The 20,301-nt window shown below is 43.9% G+C and carries 21 protein-coding genes; 9 read left to right on the plus strand and 12 right to left on the minus strand.

Features of this window, described 5'->3' with window-relative positions; translation table 11 throughout:
- Positions 1-142: 142 nt before the first annotated feature.
- Positions 143-967 (minus strand): AraC family transcriptional regulator, encoded by an 825-nt coding sequence (locus tag OW495_RS08315; RefSeq protein WP_017111348.1) that lies wholly within the window; start codon positions 965-967, stop codon positions 143-145.
- A 110-nt stretch (positions 968-1,077) separates the two neighbouring features.
- Between OW495_RS08315 and OW495_RS08320 the strand changes: the two genes are divergently transcribed.
- On the plus strand, positions 1,078-1,554 hold the full coding sequence (locus tag OW495_RS08320; RefSeq protein WP_065111758.1) for a YHS domain-containing (seleno)protein: 477 nt from the start codon (positions 1,078-1,080) through the stop codon (positions 1,552-1,554).
- Positions 1,555-1,808: 254 nt separating this feature from the next.
- The gene (locus OW495_RS08325) at positions 1,809-2,444 is read left to right on the plus strand and encodes an START domain-containing protein (protein ID WP_102513767.1); all 636 of its coding nucleotides are present in this window, start codon (positions 1,809-1,811) and stop codon (positions 2,442-2,444) included.
- 43 nt (positions 2,445-2,487) lie between these two features.
- Here the strand turns inward: OW495_RS08325 and OW495_RS08330 are convergent, their stop codons facing one another.
- The 4 genes from OW495_RS08330 to OW495_RS08345 all read right to left on the minus strand — a co-directional run bounded on the left by OW495_RS08330 (position 2,488) and on the right by OW495_RS08345 (position 5,261).
- On the minus strand, positions 2,488-3,018 hold the full coding sequence (locus OW495_RS08330) for a DNA mismatch repair protein (protein WP_102513766.1): 531 nt from the start codon (positions 3,016-3,018) through the stop codon (positions 2,488-2,490).
- Positions 3,019-3,026: 8 nt separating this feature from the next.
- Positions 3,027-3,413 carry an MAPEG family protein gene (locus OW495_RS08335; RefSeq protein ID WP_004732742.1) on the minus strand — a complete coding sequence of 129 codons (387 nt, stop codon included), beginning with the start codon at positions 3,411-3,413 and terminating at the stop codon, positions 3,027-3,029.
- Between the two features lie 643 nt (positions 3,414-4,056).
- Positions 4,057-4,524, minus strand: a complete 468-nt coding sequence (locus OW495_RS08340) for a YjiG family protein (RefSeq protein ID WP_004732741.1) — start codon at positions 4,522-4,524, stop codon at positions 4,057-4,059.
- A complete protein-coding gene (locus tag OW495_RS08345; RefSeq protein ID WP_004732740.1) occupies positions 4,524-5,261 on the minus strand; it encodes a nucleoside recognition domain-containing protein in 738 nt (245 codons plus the stop codon). The genes OW495_RS08340 and OW495_RS08345 overlap by 1 nt, the downstream gene beginning before the upstream one ends.
- A gap of 532 nt (positions 5,262-5,793) precedes the next feature.
- Between OW495_RS08345 and OW495_RS08350 the strand changes: the two genes are divergently transcribed.
- Positions 5,794-5,964: a hypothetical protein gene (locus OW495_RS08350; protein ID WP_017111344.1), complete on the plus strand. Its 171-nt coding sequence runs from the start codon at positions 5,794-5,796 to the stop codon at positions 5,962-5,964.
- Between the two features lie 211 nt (positions 5,965-6,175).
- Entirely contained in the window at positions 6,176-7,615 is a 1,440-nt protein-coding gene (gene nhaD, locus OW495_RS08355; RefSeq protein WP_017111343.1) for a sodium:proton antiporter NhaD, read from the plus strand.
- A 28-nt stretch (positions 7,616-7,643) separates the two neighbouring features.
- On the opposite strand, the gene OW495_RS08360 is transcribed toward nhaD, so the two are convergent.
- From OW495_RS08360 to OW495_RS08370, 3 genes are all read right to left on the minus strand, one after another.
- A complete protein-coding gene (locus OW495_RS08360; protein ID WP_102306256.1) occupies positions 7,644-8,030 on the minus strand; it encodes a hypothetical protein in 387 nt (128 codons plus the stop codon).
- A gap of 159 nt (positions 8,031-8,189) precedes the next feature.
- Positions 8,190-8,672, minus strand: coding sequence for a methylated-DNA--[protein]-cysteine S-methyltransferase (locus OW495_RS08365; protein ID WP_017107066.1), 483 nt, complete (start codon positions 8,670-8,672; stop codon positions 8,190-8,192).
- A 25-nt stretch (positions 8,673-8,697) separates the two neighbouring features.
- Positions 8,698-10,074, minus strand: a complete 1,377-nt coding sequence (locus OW495_RS08370) for an AlkA N-terminal domain-containing protein (protein WP_102513765.1) — start codon at positions 10,072-10,074, stop codon at positions 8,698-8,700.
- Positions 10,075-10,308: 234 nt separating this feature from the next.
- Here OW495_RS08370 and OW495_RS08375 point away from each other — a divergent pair, with 234 nt between their 5' ends.
- Positions 10,309-10,512, plus strand: a complete 204-nt coding sequence (locus OW495_RS08375) for a hypothetical protein (RefSeq protein WP_065111752.1) — start codon at positions 10,309-10,311, stop codon at positions 10,510-10,512.
- A 188-nt stretch (positions 10,513-10,700) separates the two neighbouring features.
- On the opposite strand, the gene OW495_RS08380 is transcribed toward OW495_RS08375, so the two are convergent.
- Positions 10,701-11,591 (minus strand): LysR family transcriptional regulator, encoded by an 891-nt coding sequence (locus OW495_RS08380; protein WP_029223593.1) that lies wholly within the window; start codon positions 11,589-11,591, stop codon positions 10,701-10,703.
- A gap of 154 nt (positions 11,592-11,745) precedes the next feature.
- Here OW495_RS08380 and OW495_RS08385 point away from each other — a divergent pair, with 154 nt between their 5' ends.
- Both OW495_RS08385 and nagB read left to right on the plus strand, forming a co-directional pair.
- A complete protein-coding gene (locus OW495_RS08385; protein ID WP_017107062.1) occupies positions 11,746-12,099 on the plus strand; it encodes a DUF413 domain-containing protein in 354 nt (117 codons plus the stop codon).
- A gap of 603 nt (positions 12,100-12,702) precedes the next feature.
- On the plus strand, positions 12,703-13,503 hold the full coding sequence (gene nagB / locus OW495_RS08390; protein ID WP_017111336.1) for a glucosamine-6-phosphate deaminase: 801 nt from the start codon (positions 12,703-12,705) through the stop codon (positions 13,501-13,503).
- Positions 13,504-13,767: 264 nt separating this feature from the next.
- Here nagB and OW495_RS08395 read toward each other — a convergent pair whose 3' ends face one another.
- From OW495_RS08395 to OW495_RS08405, 3 genes are all read right to left on the minus strand, one after another.
- Entirely contained in the window at positions 13,768-14,304 is a 537-nt protein-coding gene (locus tag OW495_RS08395) for an MltR family transcriptional regulator (protein WP_192852389.1), read from the minus strand.
- A 50-nt stretch (positions 14,305-14,354) separates the two neighbouring features.
- Positions 14,355-15,503, minus strand: a complete 1,149-nt coding sequence (locus tag OW495_RS08400) for a mannitol-1-phosphate 5-dehydrogenase (RefSeq protein WP_017111334.1) — start codon at positions 15,501-15,503, stop codon at positions 14,355-14,357.
- A gap of 183 nt (positions 15,504-15,686) precedes the next feature.
- Positions 15,687-17,594, minus strand: coding sequence for a PTS mannitol transporter subunit IICBA (locus OW495_RS08405; protein WP_289885985.1), 1,908 nt, complete (start codon positions 17,592-17,594; stop codon positions 15,687-15,689).
- 565 nt (positions 17,595-18,159) lie between these two features.
- Here OW495_RS08405 and OW495_RS08410 point away from each other — a divergent pair.
- Both OW495_RS08410 and OW495_RS08415 read left to right on the plus strand, forming a co-directional pair.
- On the plus strand, positions 18,160-19,026 hold the full coding sequence (locus OW495_RS08410) for a glycerol kinase (RefSeq protein WP_102513763.1): 867 nt from the start codon (positions 18,160-18,162) through the stop codon (positions 19,024-19,026).
- Positions 19,027-19,349: 323 nt separating this feature from the next.
- Positions 19,350-20,006, plus strand: a complete 657-nt coding sequence (locus OW495_RS08415) for an NAD(P)H-dependent oxidoreductase (RefSeq protein ID WP_009846099.1) — start codon at positions 19,350-19,352, stop codon at positions 20,004-20,006.
- Positions 20,007-20,301: the final 295 nt, after the last annotated feature.

Below are 20,301 nucleotides of genomic sequence, written 5' to 3' on the forward strand. Positions count from 1 at the left end.
CGGGCAGAATGTTACAACGCGCTTATAAAGTCCACCTTTTTACACCGTCAGTTGAGAATTGAACAAACTACGCTCAATTTCCGCTAAAACATAGACTAGCCTCATGCTAATAGCCACATTTCAGTTAGGGTTGCCCAGCGATTCACGACACATTTTGCTTTAGCCACAAACGCGGCGACATTCCCGTAACGTGCTGAAAAGCTCGAGAGAAGCCAGAATAGCTGTTGTACCCCACTTCATCCGCCACCCAATTGATCGGCTTATTTTGTAGCAGCAACGACTGAGCAACAGACACCCGCCACTTTTGTACATAGTCACCTGGGGTTTCACCGACTTCACGCTTGAACGCTTCTATAAACTGAGTTCGAGACATCGCTGCCAATGAAGCCATTTGCTCTATCGAAAAGTGGCGAGCAGGCATTAGGTGAATCGCAGTAACGACCGGAGCAAGCCGCGGATGAGCAAGCGCAGAAAATACGCCTTGATCGATCTGCTGTTGTTCAATGAGGTGGCGGAAAATCAAAGCCATCAAGGCGTCACTCAACTTGTCCATTAGATATTGTTGCCCCGATGAATCTTGGCTCGACTCTCGAAATAGCACCTCTATCACTGGCATTAAGTTAGGTGCATCCGCAAACGGAATGACTATCACGTCAGGCAAAGCAGACAATAAAGGATTCATCTGCCCTGAACGATATTCGACATTCGCACACACGACCTCAGCACCTTCTCCCACGCCTTCAATCACATGTGGTGTGCTGTTCGGAAGGTAAATAATGCAGGGCTGTGACAGTTGCCTGTACTCCGTGTGCGCACTAGACAAAGTCAATTCACCCGCGCTCAATACATGAAGGTGCCCTTCTTTACCTTGTTGCGGCTTAAATGACGACACTCCACACAAATTGCCAGAATAGAAAACACCGGTACGTATCGAGAAGTGTTCCATTAGTTGTGAAAGCAGATCCATGTATCCTCCGAACGATTCGCTTACTTTTAAGTTCTTTTGTCCCTCTATAGACCGGACGAGTGGGCTAAATTACTTCAAACAAGATAACCAACACTGACAAGGAACTTGATATGTCACACATGAAATCGACCAGTCAAAAAATCACTCTATTGGCCGCGTTACTAGGAACCAGCTTTTCGTTAATGGCAGCAGACCTTGATATGAGTGTCGACAAAAATGATCTCGCCATTAAAGGTTATGACCCTGTCGCCTACTTTGCCAATCAAGGGCCAGTTAAAGGCACCTCTGAATTCACGGCGACTTATAAGAATGCGATTTATAACTTTGCGAGCAGTGAAAACAGAGATGAATTTCGAGCTAACCCAGCAGCCTATGCACCTCAGTATGGCGGTTACTGCGCCTTCGGTGTAGCAATGGGTAAGAAATTTGAAACTGACCCTCTCGCTTGGAAAGTAGAAGATGGGAAGTTGTACTTGAACTTAGACAAGTCAGTTCAAAAACGTTGGTTGGAGAATACACAAGAGTTCATCCAAGATGCCAACAGCAACTGGACGACGATAAAAACCGTCGAAGCCTACAAGCTCTAGGTTCTAAGTTCTAAGTTCTAAGTTCTAGCATTCAACGTTTATCCATTGCCCACTAACAAAACGGAAGCGACCGAACGCTTCCGTTTTTCTTTATGACCTCCCAACTAGAGATAAACCTAAAGTTATTTGTCTCACCACAATAAACAACGATATGTCGCTCAAGCTTATGAAAAATCAATAAGTCCTCAGTACGAATCAAATCCATTTTTATTCTATACTCCTAAAAGATAAGCTTTTCTTTTCATGGAAGAATAATGATATTACCTAGGATTTTTGCACTCGGACTTTGCGCCTTATCAACACTGATTTATGCCAACCCGTGGCAGTTCGTCAAAAGTGAAGATGGCATCATCATTGATAAGAGACCTCACACTGAAGGCTTGGTAGAGATACGAGCACAAATGCAAACGCCCACCACTTATTCTGGTTTTTTGCTGTTATTGGAAGACAGTGAGAACGTGCCAAACTGGATAGATAACGTATCGGAAAGTCGTGTCTTGATGCAGATATCTGAGGATGAAAATATCGTCTATACCCAATTCAAAGCGCCATGGCCTGCTAGAGATCGCGATATGGTGACCTACTCAAAATACAGCATTGAGGATGGCCAGTTTGTCTTGTCGATTAAAGATGCATCTAACTATTTGGCGAAAGAGTCGGGGTATATTCGAATTTACGATGTAGACGCACTTTGGACGCTGCAACCGCTCACCAATGGCAATACTTACATTACCTACACCGCGTATGCGAACGCAGGTGGGATCTTGCCAAATTGGTTGATGAATAAGTTATCGATTGGCAGTGCACTGAGCACGTTTAAAGGATTGAAAGAACAACTACCAAAGTACCAAGACCAACAGCACCCTAACCTGCCAAGCGAATCTCGTTAGCTATACAGATAATTCCAGTCGCAAGCCGAAAAAGCCAGAGAAGCTATGGTCTTCTGGCTAGATCGCGAGCTAAGATAAGTGCTAAACCAAACACCTGAAGAAACAGGGCAATATTCTTGTAGAAAGCCATTTTCTCATCGAGCCTTTGGATTAATTCAACCAAGGTCAGATTATCCAAATAGTAGTCATCGATTCGTGCTCGTTGCGACTCTTGGGCACTGTTTATCAGCATCATAAGCTTGGGTAAATTAGCCAACGAGATGGCCGGCACCTCATCGCTCACCCAACTCCGGAGTTGGCCGCGGAGCGCTTCATCGAGGATGGTGGCAGGTTGAGCGGTTTCTGTTGAGGGTTTATCTAGGTGGATCAGAATGGCTTCACGCTTGCGCTCTAAGGTTTCGATCGTGTTCCAGGCCAGTTGTATTGAGTACACATTGCCGTATTTACGATCGTTGTATTCCGCTTTCTCCGCTTCAATTTTGTCTAACACCAAACTCGACATGACAATCGCCATGACGTTCAGTATGAGACCTGCAAGGACAATCGCCCAAGCAGGAGGAAGGCGCAATGCCATAATGCTCCCTAGAACATTTTATCAAAAGGTAGGTAAGCTAAGTTTAGGACAATCAAAGAGATCATGCAGATAAGCGTTAACACCATCCCCACTTTGCGGCCTTTAAAATTTTTCGCCAAGATCCCTTTTGCATGAATCACTCGCCCCAGAATGAACGCCACACCAATGACATGAATAAGCCACACGCCAGCCCCATTCATCTCTAACAACCCCATCAAAATCACTGTGATTGGGATGTAGTCCATAGCGTTACTTTGTGCCGAACGTGCTATCTGTAACGACTCAACACCGCCATCGGCATGAGCAACAAGATTGATTCGCCTCTGTTTAATCACCTCAATCGCCAACCAAATCATTACGACTGTCAGCAAAGCTGCGTAAAGTGCTGTTACCATCATTTTTCCCTATTGCTTGGAGTTTGTTGGGCATGTTTTACCTCTAGACTAACGGATGAGGTCAACATAGAAGGATATTCACGCCCGAACACTTGTAAGAGATCTCTTACACCGAACGTAAGAGATCACAATCAAGCTTCGCAGAAAATTCCTAAAACACAAACTCAACCCCTTGTTTTATATGAATCCGCGCATATTTCTTTCGGTTAGCGAGTGTATTTATTTTTTCAGGTGGATTGTGAGTAAAGCCTCTGCAGTGTTTAATACACATGTCGACAGGGAGTTGGCAGGAACAGGAAAAAGCCTAACGGATTAGGTATCTTCAGGATGAAGATTTGATGGCTTAGGATGAGTTATCAGCAAGGAAGTTATGCTCTAGGACAGAGTCACTTGTCAGGATGATGAGTTAGCAAGGACACCGCTAGGACGGCGACGAATTGGATAGGTTAAAGGATTTAGCCACGTCAAGGAACGATGCAGGGAGCACCAGTTACCTATTGAAAGATAAGTAACGCGCAGTAGCAGGATGGCTACGAAAAGAATAGACCCCGTTTGGTGAAAGCCAAACGGGGTTTCCTTTTTTGTAACGTCTAAAAGCTGTTAGTAGCTAACCGTTAATAGCAGCTAACCGTTAAAAGTCGCGTTACAAAATGATGTTCATCAAGAACATTGCACCAAAGGCATTCAACACTGAAATCGCGATCATTACCGGGATGTAACGGCCTTCAGTACCAATCGGGCCCATGATACGTCCCATGTATTGCACCTGAGAGCCCATCAAGTAGATAGCTGGCGCCAAAATAGCAATATGAGTGCCGTTCAGGATACCTTGGTCAAACAGCGTGATTACCACGCCCACTGCACCGCCCATCGACATCCACGCGCCAATCAATACCGCTGCCGCTTCGCCAGGTAAACCAAACACCGCCATGATAGGTGCAAACACACTGCCCATCAGATCCAGCGCACCCGTGATTTGTAATGCTTTGATGATGACGAATGCCATTAGAACATTCGGTACCGTAGAGGTAGTCGCAATGACCCAGCCTTTCTTAGCACCTTCAACGAAAATATCAGTAACCATTGGTTTCTTTGCTTTAACTTCGCTCATTATGCTACTTCCTCTTCCAGTTTTTGTTCTTTATCTGCTTTTGGTTTGTCTTCTTTACCTTCAGTAATATTGAGGTAGATACGGAATAGGTTCGCACCGACAAATTTGAAAACAAACATCACCGCAACCGCTAAGCCAATAGACGAAGTCACAGCAAGAGAACCGTCCATCGCCGTCAACGTGAACAGCACCGCACCTGAAGAGAAGAAATTAACGATTGCCGCACCCGCCGTGAACTGGAACATGGTGAAAACATCGGTTTCACGCTTAGTCAGATGCCCTTCATCTTTGAGCTGACGTGTCATTGCAGCACCCGCATCGGTACTTTGCAGAGAAGCGATCAGTGCCAAGCCTGAGTTGCCCGGAATACCCATCAAAGGACGAAGTAGTGGAGTGAGTAGTTTACGAGCTGCATCCAATGCGCCGTAATGCTCAAGAACGTTGATCATACCTAGCGCAAACATCACGGTCGGAATAAGTGTCAAAGCAAAAATGAAACCGTCGCGAGCACCGCTACCGCCTTTACCTCGCAATGAAGTAGTAGCAGCTTGGATACCATCGGCAGTTTCACTCACATCGTAGGCGACCTTGCCAAATGAACCATTAAGCGTCGTAAAATCTAATACGCCATACCATTCGTTGGACTGCATTAAACCTGAAAAGAACACAACCGCGAAAGCGAGTGCGATGTAACTTCCGATCGTGACTTTACGATCGGTTTTGGTTGGATTAGTCATAAGGACCTCTATACATCTCGTTTATGTGGAACAGAACACGTATAGATAGTGCAAACTAATGAGCAAAAGGTTACTGACCAAAATCAAATAGCGTATCGGTTTGAATAAAAGAACAACAGCAACATATAAAACTGTGATTTGGATTTAAAACTAGAAGCTATTGCTAAAAAGTTTAGAATATTTCACATACAAAACTAATCCAAATTCGCTTCAACAACGCAACCGAAAACACACACAGTCGCCACACAAATCAAGCTTCAGGCAAGAATCCCACGCACAAGCCGATCTCTGATAATCTCGTGAGAGATCTCTTACAGGGTTTTTACGCTCAATTTTAATTTTATTATAATACAAATAGTTAAAGAGTGATTTTATTTCCAGAATGCAACCGTTTACCTCCAGTTGATTGGATTTTAAGCCGAGCGGAAACGATGAGCCATTTTATAAAGGATTTGAGCTTAATTCGAAATTCCAGAAAATAGAGGTGCTATAGACTTCGCGCTGCCAATATTGAAGGAGAGCAGTGGTTAATATGGAAATGAAAACACTTAAGTATCAAGTAATGGGTAAAGGTATGTGGATCACAGCAACGGTTTCTCGCGCGGTTGCGGACCAACTTGCGATGGAATACCAATCCTACGGCTGGCCTGTTGAGGTATGTGCTGTAGAGCAAACAATGACGTTTACTCAGAATGCAGCATAATGTTGGCGATTTAAAAGAAGCTCTATCGGCATAGTGTTCGATAGAGCTTTTTCACTTCATCTCTATTTTCCAATGATCTAAGCTTTCCATCATAGTTTCTGGTTTTCAACATAATCTATTGAATTATTAAGATATCTATCACGCTCCACATGGTGATTTAGGTCTACGCTTTTACCCGTGTTAATGACTTATTAACTTCGGAGCGTAATCCATGCTAGGTATCCAGCTTTCAGTTGTTCTCTCTTTTTTGTTTTTTTCTACTACGGCAGGCGCTGCTACTGCTCAGTTGGGAGAACCTCTCAAACTCACCAACTCATTTGTTGGCTACCTATCCCTAACCATTTTCGTTGTCGCGTACATCGTTGTGATGATGGAAGAATATTTAAAGCTGCGGAAATCGAAGCCAGTTTTACTTGCTGCTGGCCTTATCTGGATCATCATTGGCTTCACCTACCAAGAGCACAACCTCACTGAGGTAGCGAAACAAGCACTCGAACACAATCTACTCGAATACGCTGAATTACTGCTTTTCCTATTGGTCGCGATGACGTACATCAGCGCTATGGAAGAAAGAAGACTGTTTGATGCGCTTCAGGCTTGGATGGTGGGTAAAGGCTTTAACTTCCGTTCTTTGTTCTGGTTAACCGGTATTCTGGCCTTCTTTATCTCCCCGATTGCCGACAACCTCACCACCGCTTTATTAATGTGTGCTGTGGTTCTCAAGGTGGCGGGCTCCAATCCAAAATTCGTAAACCTTGCCTGTGTGAATATCGTAATTGCGGCCAATGCTGGCGGCGCATTCAGTCCATTCGGGGACATCACAACGTTGATGGTATGGCAGGCTGGCTACGTGAGTTTTAGCGAGTTTCTTCCATTATTTATTCCTTCAGTCATGAACTACGTTGTTCCAGCCCTGATCATGTCTTACTTTGTCCCGACGACTCAACCCGACACGGTGCATCAACATATTGAACTAAAACGAGGCGCAAGACGCATCGTATTTCTGTTCATCATGACGATTGCCACAGCTGTCGCTTTCCACGCCGTGATTCACTTCCCTCCTGTAATGGGCATGATGATGGGGCTCGCCTATCTGCAGTTCTTTGGTTATTACTTGCGTAAGACCTTACCCAACTCATTGGCTAAGAAAAAAGCGGTGGCGATTGCCAACAACGATGAGGGCGCATTGAAGCGACTCGGCTCAGTCGTACCCTTTGATGTATTTCGAAGAGTTTCGCATGCCGAGTGGGACACACTGCTGTTCTTCTATGGTGTTGTAATGTGCGTCGGTGGTTTGAGCCTGCTTGGGTATTTGGAACTTGCGTCTGGGGTGATGTACAGCCAATGGGATCCAATTTGGGCCAACATCATGGTGGGGATCTTGTCTGCGATTGTCGATAACATTCCGGTTATGTTTGCGGTGTTATCGATGGAGCCTCAAATGTCGATTGGTAACTGGTTGTTGATTACCTTAACGGCAGGTGTGGGCGGTAGCTTATTGTCGATTGGTAGCGCAGCAGGTGTGGCATTAATGGGGGCGGCACACGGCAAATATACTTTCTTTGGTCACCTGAAATGGATGCCGGTGATCATGATTGGTTACGTGGTGAGTATCGCTGCCCACCTTTGGTTAAACGGTGACCTTTTTTAATAAGAGTCTGTTTTGATAGAGTCTTATTCTAGAGAGTAGAATCATCTAATGGTTTTTCGACTCGTGTCCAGACATTGCTTAACTGCATAGCTGGACACTGATTGCACGTTAGCATGGCACCTTCTTGATGGATTCGCATTACCAATCCAGGCCCCTCGCGGCTATTCCCTGAATTAAGTTCAATGTTAATCAGGTCATCTTCGACATGATAACTGCGGGTAACACTGCTGTTTGCTGATTGATAAATGACTTGTCCTGACTCGAATTCGAGATAACTTTCATTATCTGCGTTCTCGTACATACCACTAAATAAAACAAGCCGAGGGACTTCGAAGGGACGGGTGGTATCCGTTAAGCATCCTGTTAGTAACAGTGCGCTACTGCAGCCGATTATTAAAGAGTGATGGCTATTCATTTGGGCATCCTTGCCTAGAGAACATGGTTAAAGGATATGCAACCAAATAAGTATTTTCCAGAAAGCGACCACTTTTATTGCGAAGTCACACTTTAGAATTCTCAACGTTCACCGGTAATCAATACGTAATCTTCAACAGAAAACCGACAGAAAGACTCTCTACTCCTCGACTCTTCCCTCAATCGCTAACAAGCGCTGTTTGCGTTCTACACCGCCCGCATACCCGGTCAGCTTGCCATTTTTACCAATCACACGGTGACATGGAACAATCACTGACACCGGATTTTTTCCATTCGCTAAACCCACTGCACGCACTGCTTTTGGGTTACCAATCGCATCAGCCAGTTGTGCATAGCTCCATGTTTCCCCGTAAGGAATCGTTGTGAGTGCTTGCCAAACCGATTGCTGAAATGGCGTACCCTTTGCCGCGATTGGCACAGAAAACTGGATAACCTCACCCGAAAAGTAGCGATTGAGTTGGTCAGTGACCAATTCAAAGATCGGAAAGCTATCATCTCGAACACCTAATTCTTCAGGCTTGGTGGTGTATATTTCAAACCAGAGACCTAACAGCCCTTCATCGTTCGCCTGTAAAGTCACCGTGCCCAGAGGGCTCTCGTAGTAAGTAAAACGGTTAGCCATGATATCTCCTAGCTTAGTATTCCGATTAAGATTGGTTCCAACAATGGAATGTGGCATAGCTGCCCCACGGCGACACGCTCTCTGCATTAATAGCAAGGCGATGCTCAATGAATTTTTTCACCACCAAATCGCCTACGAGCAAATGGTTAGGTTCACTTAGCCCACGCAGCAGCGCATATTGGATCGTCCAAGGACCAATACCTTTGAGGTCAATCCACTTAGAAGGATGCTCGGCTTCGTTATCGACCATGTACTCAGCAAAACGCTTTAAGGTTTCCTTACGGCTTCCCGGCATTCTTAAAAAGCTCACATCCGCCTCCGCTATCTGTTTAGGCGTTGGGAAGCTGGCTTTCTCATGCTCACCAGAAAGCTCTTTCACCAATAGGTTGAGCTGACCAATCGCCGCCGTTACCGAAACTTGTTGGCCCAGAACCGCTCTTACTCCGGCTTCCCAAGCACTCCACACACCAGGGATGCGAATACCACTCTTAGCAACCAAGTTGGGATCAATGGTGGTAAAGAAATCTTCAACTTTGCTGATATCAACATCAAGGTCGAACATACGTCGAATATTGGCGATCAAGCTTCTTAATTGGCTCATATCATCCAACTCAAACTCAATATCCAAGCTGCTCGCTTTGGCTAAAGTCGCCTTGAACCAGCCCTTCGAACCATTCACATTCACTGTGCGTTGGTAATAGCCGTCGCCCACCTCTTCTAAGCCTTCAATCATTCGTCGTCGATAAAAGCCCAGCAAATGATCCCAGTCCAACGGGCCATGAAAACTGAGTTGGATATGATTACTTAGGTTGTTACTTGGCTTGGCTCTTCGGATTTGACTTGGCGAAAGCTGCAGCTCTTTTTGAAAGGCATCATTGAAACGGCGCGTGCTGTTAAAACCACTCGCAAAACCTACGTCTGTAATACTCATGCTGCTGGTATGCAGTAACTGCTTGGCAAACATCAACTGGCTATAAAGGCTATATTGCTTGGGTGATACTCCGATGTAATTGTCGAACAAGGTTCGTAAATAACGATCTGAGATGCCTAGTCGAGTAGCAAGGTCGACAATCGACCCCGAATTCAGCGCGCCGTTGTCGATCAATTGCATAGCTCGCAGAAAGGTAGTTTCGACCCCTTTCCAAGCTGGAGAGAAAGGCGCGCTGTCTGGACGACAACGTAAACAAGGACGATAACCCGCTTTCAAAGCCTGAGCTTGATGAGAAAAGTATTCGACATTTTCTTCTTTGGGTGGGCTCGCAGGGCAAATAGGTCGACAAAAAATGCCCGTCGTTTTCACCGCAGTAAAAAACATCCCATCAAAACGAGCATCTCGAGCATAACGAGCTAAATGGCACTGCTCACTCGTTAACGTACTGTTGTGATGAATACTTTTCGACATGTCGTGCTCTTCCCTTTGATCATAACCTTCATTCTGATAACTAAAAGTTTACCGTTAACTTCCATTGTCGCTAGCCATTTTCGGAAGCGAAGGTCAGATAAATCACAAAAAAGGTTTTAATTTTATTCAATTCGGCTAAATTTAACCTAGAGAAGGTGTTCTTCTCACAACGTCAACGATAGGTACTTAGCACGCCAAGATGCAGAGACCTATTGAATAATAAGGAAAAAGGCTATGGTTTTACACACGTGTCGTATTGTTTTATCAAACCAACAAGTTCTCACCAGTCAATCAGTCGAACAATCTCTCAGCTTTCTTGAAGACAAAGCGAGCAACGGGATTTCTAAGATTGAAATAGACGCAACCGATGGGCATCAGATCCATTCCTATCTATCTCACTCTCTTGAAGAGTCCATTGAGAACTTAATGAACCTATAGCTTGTTGAAAGCATAACGCTTTGAAAACACGAGCTCTGCAATTTGGTGCTTTTGAAAACTTAGCGTCTTGAAGTAGGTTACAGATACCAGGCTTAAACTGGTTTAAAAACAAAAATGGCTCCCTTGGGAGCCATTTTTTATCGAATCAACTTTTTACTTCATCAACATCATAGTGATAACGAATACCACTATTCTGGTGCTTGCTCAGCGGCTTGTTGCAACGTGTAAGCAGTCGATGGGTCAATCTCGTTAACCAACTTCTCAACTTGAATGATCGCGTCAACCGAGGTGCTGCTTTTGCGGTAGCTAAGGTAAATAGGGCGATACCAATCTTCAACACCTTTCACCTTATGGAGCTGACCTGAGTCGATAAACGGCTCAACCATAGAAACAGGTAAATACGCACTGCCACCTTTCTCTAAGATAAAATCTAAAGCGATACGAGCCGTTGAGGTACGTAGATACGGCGCGGGCACTTTTGGGTGACGCTCGGCATGTTCAGAACCAAAACGCGTTCCCCAATCGACATACACGTATTTATGTTGGAATACAGATTCCAGATCATCTTGTTGCGTTGATACCAACACCAAAACCAAATCAGCGACTTTTTTACAGTTCAGCTCTTCCGCTTTGATCTGATCGAAGGCAAAAGCCATATCTAAGGTTCGTTCTAACAAATTACGGTTCAGTTGCTCGCGCCCCATCACCTCTGCCATGAAGCCGTAGCCGCCGAAAGAATCGGTCACTACGCTCAAACAGTTTTGCAGATACGCATCCCAAATGTTCGGTGTGCCACCCAGTGTTAACTGCAAGGCTTTGCCACTTTCCAACGACAGCTCAAATTTGGCTTGTTGTAAGGTAGACACCATTACTTCAGCATAACCAATCAAACGTTCACCGGAAGAGGTGAGCTTGATGTTATTGCGGTCACGAATGAAGAGCTGAGTATCAAAATAGCCTTCAAGCTGTTTGATTCGCGCACTCACCGCCGCTTGTGTTAAATACAAGTTTTCAGCTGCACGCCCAAAATGGCGCACCCTTGCAACCTCAAGAAAGGTTCTAAATACTTTCACATCCATCAAATACATCTCTGTAATAAATCTGCTAACTAGCCGATCTAGGATTGTTTATCGTAAAGGCAAAAACGTTTTGTTTCCTATTTTAGCCTTTTAACAATATTTTCGCGTGAGCAATAAACACTAATTTCTATCTAACCACATTACTGAGGCTGATATGTCTGAGACCGAATTCCGACACGGAAAAAAACGTTTTTATGACACCATTAAATTCCCACGAGGGTTCGCTAAGTCAGGTAATTTTACTCTGTCAGAAGAGGAAATCCTAACCTTGTTTGGTGACACTATGCTTGCACTTGAGACTGGTGAACTAACACCAATCAATGCAGAAGAAAAACACTTCATCAAAGTGTTGTCTCACCCTCATAAGGCAAAGTCCAAGTTAGACCTTGTTTGGTTGAAATACATTCAACTAGCTCGTGGACGCCGTCGCTTTCATACCCTAAACGGCTGCAAACGCGGTGAAGTGCCAAGGGAAGAATACGAAAGTGAGTTAGTGTTAGAAGATTAGTAAAATAGCTCAAAGTGATACATCATCGCTTTGGGCTTTTTTTTGCTTCAAATACACTTTTACGTCGTAAGTTATAAGTCTAGCTAAAGTACACCTTTTTACCAATATGTATATAAAATTCATAATGATAGAATGGCTAATCGTGACTAAAATGTGATTATCTTACACTGTACTTATCCACTAATGCCGTTCCACTTATCATCATAGGCTTAAGCCCCCTTCATCACCTTTCCTTTCAGCTATACTCATTTATCCGTAATCACGAGACCAGAACCTCCTAACCCAAACATAGCTCTATTGTGATAAATACCTCGTTATAACGACTGACCTAGACTCGAATAAGCTAACGCAATTTTCATGGCAGGATTGATGTCTTCAGCGACTGTATTGGATTGACGTGACGATATATGACAAACGTATTAATCTTGTTTAACGACACCAAATATCCATACAAAAAATGTGCAATTTTGAGAGTTCTAGTCACAGATACCATTAAAAAAGTAAAAACTTGACCTAAAACAATAGCGGAAGTGGATAGCTTATTTTATAATGCGAATTAATGTTTCAGAACACTATAAAATTTAATTTCTAGGGGCAAAATCAATGAGACTTATTCCTTTAAGCAACAAAGCAAAAGTAGGTAAATGGGCTGCTCGTCACATCGCAGATTCTATCAAAAAATTCGCTCCAACTGCTGAGCGTCCATTTGTTCTAGGTCTTCCTACTGGTAGCACACCTCTAACTACTTATGCTGAGCTAATTGAACTTTACAAAGCGGGCGAAGTGAGCTTCAAGCACGTTGTAACATTCAACATGGATGAGTACGTTGGTATCGACCCTAACCACCCAGAGTCTTACCGAACATTCATGCACGAGAACTTCTTCAACCACGTTGATATTCAAGCAGAAAACATCAACCTGCTAGACGGCAAAGCTGAAGACATCGATGCTCACTGTGCAGCATACGAAGAGAAAATCCGTTCATACGGCAAAATCAACCTGTTCATGGGCGGCGTAGGCATCGACGGTCACATCGCATTCAATGAGCCAGGTTCTTCTCTATCTTCACGCACTCGTATCAAAACGTTGACTGAAGACACTCGTATCGCGAACTCTCGTTTCTTCGATGGCGACATCAACCAAGTTCCTAAATACGCACTAACTATCGGTGTTGCTACTCTTCTAGATTCTGAAGAAGTAATGATCCTTTCTCTAGGCCACAACAAAGCGCAAGCGCTTCAAATGGCTATCGAAGGTTCTGTAAACCACATGTGGACTGTTACAGCTCTACAGATGCACCGTAAAGCTATCATCGTTGCTGATGAGCCAGCTCAACAAGAGCTAAAAGTTAAGACTCTACGCTACTTCCAAGAGCTAGAAGCTGAGAACATCCAAGATCTATAATCCCCATAGTCTTGGATAAAAGGGCGTTTTTAATAAAGAGAGCGTCTTGAATAGAAAAAGCCACTGAATGTGGCTTTTTTTGTGCCTGCTGCTTTTGTGTTTAATGGGAAGAGAGGTTTCGGGTATTTTTTATAGGCACAAAAACAACAAAGCGATTTCTCCAACGAGAGAAACCGCCATCATTTTAAACTTTGTATTGATACGAACGAACAGCTATAAGATATGTAGGATACGAAACAAGTTAAGTAGGGCTGCAAACTAGAGCTAAGAGCTCAGAGCGTTATCTCGGCATAAGGTCGTAATAATGTCAGTGATAGCCAATATGATCGTCGACTTCACCTTTTGATTATGTCGCCCTAAGAACATTTCAAGCATTGGGCCAGACATGGTTTCCACCATCTCTGCGTCATATTCGATCGGCATAATACGCTGAATCGCGTGCACCTTGTTGAGCTCAAATATCACATCAACTTCTGTAAAGCTGGTGTCTTCGCCCTGTATTTTCGCCCACTCTTTCAAGGTAACGAAAACCTCTAGATCGTCGTAGAGTTCTTTACTGATCACACCAAGCCCGAGTAGCAACTTAGCACGAATCATGATCTCGCCTAACGGCCCACCACTGTTGAGAAGTGGTTCTACAACGAACTTAATGGCCGTGTCGTCTTTCTTGAAGATGTTTTTTAATACGGCATCTACTGTGTCATCCAATGCATCGTAAGCAGCCATTAGGCAGGCGCTAGCACTCTCAGCTTCCGAAAGGGCTTCGAGTAATTCAGTTTCATGGCTAGTTTGTATTGGCATAACGGCTCGACAATAAGAAAGTGCCACTGGTGTGGCACTTTGATGGTTTATCATTTCAATGCTAGATAAGCTTCTTCCGCTAGTTTAACAACTTCTGAGTCACTATTCAGCTCAGAATAATGCGCTAATGTCTCAGCAAAACCTTTTTCTGCGAACATTGCCTGAAGTTCAACCGCTTGAGGGTCATCTTCATTTTTGTAATGGAACGCAGCTGCGATCGCTTTTACTAGATGAGCATTTGGTAGCCCGTATTCTAGCGTACCGTTCAATGGCTTGACTAGGCGATCTTGAGGGCTCAGCTTACGAATAGGTTGACGACCAACACGATCCACTTCATCACGTAGGAACGGGTTAGCAAAACGACCAAGAATTTTTTGGATGTATGCCGCGTGCGCTTCTGGATCAAAGCCGTAACGCTTAATGAGAACAGCGCCACTTTCTTCCATCGTTGCTGTTACTTCAGCGCGGATGACGTCGTCTTCGATAGAGTCTTTAATTGTCTCGTGACCTGCAAGTACACCAAGGTATGCCGTTACCAAGTGGCCCGTGTTTAGCGTGAACAATTTACGCTCAACGAAAGCCATTAGGTTATCAGTGCATTCCATTCCTGGGATGTTTGGAATCTCACCCTTAAATTGTGTTTGGTCTACGATCCACTCGCTGAACGTTTCAACCGTTACCGCTAGAGGGTCTGTTTCACCTGCTTCTGCCGGTGGAACAATACGGTCAACCGCTGAATCAACAAAACCAATGTGCTCTTCGGTGAACGCCTTCATTTCATCAGAAAGGTGCTCTAAAACTGCTGCTTTTAATTGGCTAGTACCGCGAACCATGTTCTCAGCCGCAATGATGTTCATTGGTGCCGTGTTGTTTGCTGCAGCACGCTTTTCAATGCCTTGAGCAATAGACTTAGAGATGATTTTAAGAACTGTAGGTCCTACCGCTGTTGTCACAATATCAGACTCAGCAATGCAATCTACTACAGCACCTGTTGCTGAATTTACCGCTGTCACATTCTTAACAACTTCAACAACACACTCTTCGCCAACAATCTTAACTGGGTATTCTTGACGTTCAATTAACGCATTTACAACCGTTTCATTTACGTCAGCAAACGTAACCTTCATACCAGCATCAGAAAGAAGCTTACCAATGAAACCACGACCGATATTACCTGCACCAAAATGTAACGCTTTCATAATTTTGACCTTATAAATATTTAAATCTAGATAGCTAACCACTCAACAACATGCCTTGACGATGTGCCCTAGGCATCAAGCAGTAAGCTATTCAGACTGAATCTTCTTAGAGGAGATTAGACCGAAAATGAGGCCAGTAGGGGGATACCGGCCTCCTTCACTCAGGAGCTTGACTAGAGCTTGTTAGTTTCCGTTGAGAATACGTAGAACATTAGCAGGATTTGTTGTGTTCTGTAGGCATTCCACAGCTTCTTCATCGTCGAGTGAATTGGTAATAGCCATCAGCACCATGTTGTGCTCATCGCCTTGTGCAGCAATACCGATAACCATCTTAGCGATATCATCTTCATCTTCGCCCCACTGAATACCTTCAGGGTACTGACAGAAAACGATGCCAGTTTTTTGTACGTATTTTTTCGCTTCGATTGTGCCGTGTGGTACTGCAATAGACTCACCTAGGTAAGTAGAGACAAGCTCTTCACGAGCAAACATGCCTTCTACATATTCTGGTGATACGTTGCCCAATTTGACCAGTTTCTCACCAGCGAACCTGATAGCGTCTTCTTTTTGAGTCGCTTTAAGGCCAAGGAAGATGCTGTCGTCAGTCAGTGCAAGCTTGTTACCTTCTTGTGCTGGAGCTGCTGCAGGAGCCGGAGCTTCTACTTTCGCTTCACCACTTTGATCATTCGTAGCCTGAGCTTCTGTTAGCTCTGCAACTAGCTGGTCGTAGACACCGCCGTCTAGGAAGTTGCTTAGAGACATGTGCATTGCACCTGGTACGGTGTTACGAGCACGGTCTGTTAAGTCTTTATGCGTGATAACAATTTGCGAATCAGCCGGTAGGTTGTTGATTGCGTAGTTTGTTACCTCAATATCTAGGCCTGCTGATGCTACCTTTTTACGAAGTAGACCAGCACCCATTGCACTCGAACCCATACCTGCATCACAAGCCACATAGACAGCTTTAACATCCGCTAGGTTTACGCCAGCTTCTGAAGCTGCACCTTTAGAAGACGCTTTCATGTCTTTCATTTGAGCCGATGCTTTTTCTAGTGAATCTTCGTCATCACCTTGAGCTGAAGTCTTAAGTAGGATTGAAGCTACGATGAAAGACACAGCCGTTGCAGCGATTACAGAAAGTACAACACCGATGTAAGAGCCTTTTGGCGTCATCAATAAGATAGCGAAGATTGAACCTGGTGATGCTGGAGAGATAAGGCCAGAATCGAACACTACGTTAGTGAATACACCCGCCATACCACCCGCGATTACAGCAAGGATTAGACGTGGGTTCATTAGAACGTAAGGGAAGTAAATTTCGTGGATACCACCTAGGAAGTGGATGATAGATGCACCAGCAGCAGACTGCTTCGCGCTACCTTTACCAAACACCATGTAAGCAAGTAGAAGACCAAGACCTGGACCTGGGTTCGCTTCGATTAGGAAGAAGATTGAGCGACCAATTTCTTCAGATTGCTGGATACCGAGTGGAGAGAAGATGCCGTGGTTGATTGCGTTATTTAAGAATAGGATTTTCGCAGGTTCAACAAAGATAGAAGCAAGAGGTAATGCACCCGCTTCAACCATTACGTTAACACCAGCCGCTAAACCAGAAGACAGAACTTTAACCGCAGGGCCAATCACGATGAACGCGATGATCGCGCAGATCATGCCGATGATACCTGCAGAGAAGTTGTTCACTAGCATTTCGAAACCACTCTTCACTTTACCGTGAACAGCTTCATCGAATTTCTTAATTGCGATACCACCCAGTGGACCTACAATCATTGCACCCATGAACATTGGGATATCAGTACCAACGATAACACCCATTGTTGTGATAGCACCCACTACGGCACCGCGGTCGCCACCAACCATTTTACCACCGGTATAACCGATCAATAGTGGTAGTAGGTATGTGATCATTGGGCCAACCATTGATGCTAACGTTTCGTTAGGCCACCAACCCGTTGGAATGAATAGTGCAGTAATGAAACCCCACGCAATGAATGCGCCGATGTTTGGCATTACCATATTGGATAAGAAACGACCAAAGTTTTGAACCTTAATCTTTGCTTCTGGTGATAACATAGGTAGAACCCCGTAATGTATTGGTTGGTCAAATGACCGAAAGTGTGTACTCAAAAGTCGATTAAAATGTATCACAACATTTTTAAAATGCACCTCAGCCCAACTTTCGTGATAACCATCACACGCAAAAAACACTTTCGGGTTAACGAGCACACCTTAGATCACAAAAACATCATGAATTTAAATTACAAAGCCAAATTAATGAGAATGGATATCATTAACACAAGATCTAGGTCACATTTTATTTTGTAATACTTAAAAATAAATAGTGATACAAATCACACTTAATAAAATATAGCATCTGAGATCTATATAACCCGTATAAAAGAACATCGTGCCACGAATAATAAATATGCACCAAGATGAGTAAAAGCCCTGAAACTGTAATTTAATTACAAATTAGGCGACATTTTGCTTAACATTCAAAATGAGAGCGAATACTCACTAAAAACATGGACCAGTGAACTGCAGTTAGTATCAACAGTTGTGTTATTGTATTTCCCTATTCTATACAACAGCCCCTCAACATTAATCAGCAGTTCTACTGCTAATTGAGAAACAGACTATGCCAGACAAGATTTCCACATCAGCACTAGCCAAACAAAAAGGGATAGAAGCAAAGGCTCTATTCAGTGATTTGAAAACAGCTGGCTATATCGTGCGTTCACAGGAGCGTTGGGTACTCACAGAACGAGGCGAAAGCTTTGGTGGGGAGTATGTCGAACACAAGAAGTTTGGTGTCTTTATTGTCTGGCCAGAAAAACTACTCATCGACCTAGATTCTTTCTCTGGAAAAACGCTAACGGCAACTCAACTAGGCAGTGCCTTTCAACTTAGCGCAAAAAAAATTAACCTGTTGCTCAGCGAGCTTGGTTGGATAGCACGTGAAGAAGATGGTTGGCATGTCACCTCAACAGGCTTAAAAGCAGGCGGTGAGCAAAGGGAAGATAAAGCGACTCAAAACCTATTTGTGGTATGGCACGATTCATTGGTTCGCAATAAACGTTTGAAGCAGTCTGTTGTCGAATTTCTAGGGCATGATGCTGAAAGCCACTCTACCGATGTCTCGTTTTCTAGCTTTCGTCAGAAATTTGAGGCGAAACACCGAACCTTAGACGGACATTATGTGCGTTCAAAGGGAGAGCTGATCATCGATAACTGGCTTTATATGGCGGGAGTGGTTCATGCCTATGAACGTCCGCTCCCGATATCAAAAGAAGTAATGAGCGATTTCTACCTGCCAAGCGGCAAGGTATACATTCAGTTCTGGGGAACAGATTCAGGCCCTATAGAAGAAGACAAACGAAATGCGACCAAGAAAGTTTACCAAGAGCACGGTTTTAGCTTGATTGAACTTAACCCTGAAGATATCCCAAACCTCGACAGTGTACTTCCCTCTTTATTACGCCAATATGGAATCAAAGCGTACTAACTGGCTGATTTTCGAAAACCAACACACATCCAGATCACACTAATCAAATCATTATGGACATTATTAACCATAGTGATTTGATGTGTTCGCTATTTTTCCCAAGCCAATCTTCTATTATCTTACACCCATCGACTTGAGCTACCGCAGATACTCGATTTATTGGGGCATGTTCGATAGCCATTTAAGCGTTCAGCCTTTTAGAGGCTGACTGTTCTAGAAACGACTTCTATAGAGATATAGCCTAAATGCGTTATCCGTTTATTGTTGACGTTACCGAACATAAAACCCTACAACATTTATATTGATAGATATTAGGATTCAACATGACTCATCCAATCATTTCAGATCTAAACACTCGCTACACAGCTAAAAAATACGATGCAGAAAAGCGCATCTCTGCGGAAGACATGGAAGTAATCAAAGAAGCACTTCGTTTGTCAGCTTCTTCTATCAACTCTCAGCCTTGGAAATTCATCATCATTGAGAGTGACGCAGCAAAACAACGCTTCCACAATACTTTCGAGAACATGTTCCAGTTTAACCAACCGCATGCGAAAGAAGCGTCACATACGATCCTGTTTGCTCACGATCCTAAGTACACTAAAGAGAAATTCGCAAAGCGTGCTGACACAGAAGTAAGCTCTGGTCACCTACCCGCTGAAATGTACGAGCAGTTCTTAGGGGCTTACGCATTCGCAGAAATGAACACAGACGAAACAGGTTTCAACGGTAACTGGACTAAGTCTCAAGTGTACATCGCGCTAGGTAACACAATGCACACACTGGCTCGTCTTGGTATTGCTTCAACACCGATGGAAGGCGTAGATGCCGCTATGATCGGTGAAGAGTTTGCTGACGAACTAGACGGTCACGTTGTTGATGTAGCGCTAGCAATCGGCTACCACAAAGACGGCGAAGACTATAACCACGGTAAACCAAAAGCACGTCTAGCTCTTGATGAAATCGTGACGACGCTTTAACGCGTTAATTAAGATGACGAATGAATCAACAGCTATAACACGTTAAACAGTTACAACGCTTAACTGCTACAACGCTTTAATTTTTAAAACGCTTTTTCGTTTTACAAAATATAGTTTCAACAGCACTTCAGACTGTTAAATTACACTGCCTTGTTTTGGCCAGACACTCGTCTGGCCTTTTTCATTTCTGTATTTCGCATCCATCCTTTCTATCTCAGCTTTAGCCATTCCAGCCGCTTTTTAGACCACCAATACTTGATCAATCCACGTGTTCTAATTCGCGAAGCGCAGGAGT

It is taken from the genome of Vibrio sp. 14N.309.X.WAT.E.F5 (genome assembly GCF_030397615.1).
Classification (GTDB): domain Bacteria; phylum Pseudomonadota; class Gammaproteobacteria; order Enterobacterales; family Vibrionaceae; genus Vibrio; species Vibrio lentus.